This is a genomic window from Helicobacter sp. MIT 14-3879 (genome assembly GCF_003364125.1).
Genome location: NZ_NXLP01000129.1, coordinates 1 through 2230 on the forward strand (window position 1 = coordinate 1; position 2230 = coordinate 2230).

Sequence of the window (2230 nt, forward strand, 5' to 3'; positions counted from 1 at the left end):
CACTTTGAGATTCTTTGCTCTCTTTAGAATCTCTAATCAAACAAAGATTCATGAAATATTAATGAAGCACATAATCAGAAAGAGATTCTTTGCTCTTTTAGAATCTAGTAGAAGAGAATCTTATAGATTCTTCACTTTGCTAAAGCAAAGTTCAGAATGACAAGAGGGAGTTTTAGGACGATAAAGCGGTTAGGAATAACAATGAGACTCATAGAGAGATTCTTCAGCCTTGCTACACAAGACTTCAGAATGACAATTTAACTTATCCTATTTACAAATATAGGCAAGAGCAGTGGTTATTACTAAAGGCGTTAGCCGAAGTATCTCTGAATCCTCAAACTTGTCATTACTTAGATTGTAAGGTTAAATTTATACTTGTCATTACTTAAGCATAGCGAAGTATCTCTAGTAGAATCTTTTGAGATTCTACACTTAGCCTAATTTAAGAGTTTTATTAAAGCTTTAGAATCTTTAGTATTTTAATTGTTTTGTTTTCTCTTATTCTTACCCTTGTGATTATTACTCTCTTGTTCTTTCTCATGTTTGAATCTTAATGCCTTGATTCTCTTACTCTCTTTGAATCTTTAGATTCTTTAGTTCTTAATGCTTAGATTCTCTTACTCTCTTGTTGAATCTTAATGCCTTGATTCTCTCTTATTCTCTTAATTCTCTCATGCTTGGTTCTTAATGCTTTTCTCACTTTGAGAATCTTTGCTCTCTTTAGAATCTCTAATCAAACAAAGATTCATGAAATATTAATGAAGCACATAATCAGAGAGAGAATCTTTGCTCTTTTAGAATCTAGTAGAAGAGAATCTTATAGATTCTTCACTTGCTAAAGCAAGTTCAGAATGACAAGGGGAAGTTTCAGGACGATAAAGCGGTTAGGAATAACAATGAGACTCATACTTCAGCCTTACCAAAGCAAATTCAGAATGACATTGTGAAATATCTATTTTGTCATTCTGAGCTTTAAACGCAGTCAAAGCAAAGAATCTCTTTCTGCACTCTGAATCTCTTAATGATAGAATCTTAGATTCTGCATGATTCTATATTTTTTATTTTAACCTCATTTAAGAGTTTTATCTTTAGATTCTTTTCCTTCTCTCTTAATAATTTCATGCTTTAGTCTTTAAGATTCTTTTATTCTCTTTAATACTTTGTCTTTTATTCTCTTAATTTCCTAAGTGTCATATTTCACTTCGCACTTTTTTTACTGCATTAATCATATTATTGAGACTAGGTTTTACTTCTTCCCATTTACGAGTCTTTAATCCACAATCAGGATTTATCCACTTTGTCTTGAGAACTCATGAGATTCTGAAATGAAAAACAAGCCTGTCTTTTGTAGGTATTCATATCTCTTTGTTACTTCAAGACTAGGAATCTCTTTTATCATTGTCATTTCTTTTGTTTCTTTTGTTTCTTTTGTTTCTTTCATTTCTTTCATTTCTTTTGTTTCTTTTGTTTCTTTTGTTTCTTTTGTTTCTTTTGTTTCTTTTGTTTCTTGCTGGCACTCCTATCATGTTCCTAGAGTTTAGCCATTTTAGTCATGTTGAGTAAAACTTATGCTTTAAGATTCACTCAATACTTCACTCTTTCTAGCTTGTTTGTGTGAGAGGGGTTTGTGCAATGTAATGCCATGAGAAAAAAACATGTGTGATACTTATCTAGCGAGTTGATACCATAAGTCCTATCGCTTGATTACTCAATAACATATAAATAATACAAAGATATAACACAAATATACAGACTTGGCACACAAACTAGCATACACAGGTTGCTTACTGATATGTGCTTTTTATGATTACATCATGATAAGGTATAGGTTGAGATACTTTTATCAAGCTATTATTATAACATGAAAAGACTTCCGTTGATATTGAATAAAGATTAAGCTAACACTAACAAAAGAGTGTCGGATAGAAAGTTATCAGTGCAATTTAGGCAAGATTAGTATAGACTGCTTGCACATCAGGATCATCTTCAATTTTATCAAGCAGTTTCTCTAACTCTATAATTTGTTCTTCTTTAAGAGTGATAGGATTAGTAGGAATTCTCACAAGTTTTGCAGAGAGAGGAATAATGTTTAAAGACTCTAAACCAGAGGCAAATTGACCAAAGTTTTCATATTGGCAGTAAGCAATATATCTATTTTCATTTTGCATTATGGAATCTTGAATTTCATATTGTTGCAATGAATCTAATCCATAGTCAATAAGATACAGTT

General features: G+C 31.3%; 2 protein-coding genes and 1 pseudogene. All 3 read right to left on the bottom strand.

Annotated elements, in window-relative coordinates:
• Positions 1-1190 precede the first annotated feature (1190 nt).
• Positions 1191-1295 (bottom strand): annotated as a pseudogene (locus tag CQA44_RS11865) (hypothetical protein); the annotation flags it as partial.
• Positions 1289-1450, bottom strand: a complete 162-nt coding sequence (locus tag CQA44_RS12835; RefSeq protein ID WP_181881910.1) for a hypothetical protein — start codon at positions 1448-1450, stop codon at positions 1289-1291. The gene CQA44_RS12835 and the pseudogene CQA44_RS11865, both read right to left, overlap by 7 nt.
• A gap of 493 nt (positions 1451-1943) precedes the next feature.
• Positions 1944-2230, bottom strand: a 287-nt coding sequence (locus CQA44_RS11875; RefSeq protein ID WP_181881911.1) for a YebC/PmpR family DNA-binding transcriptional regulator, incomplete at its 5' end; no start/stop codon positions are given.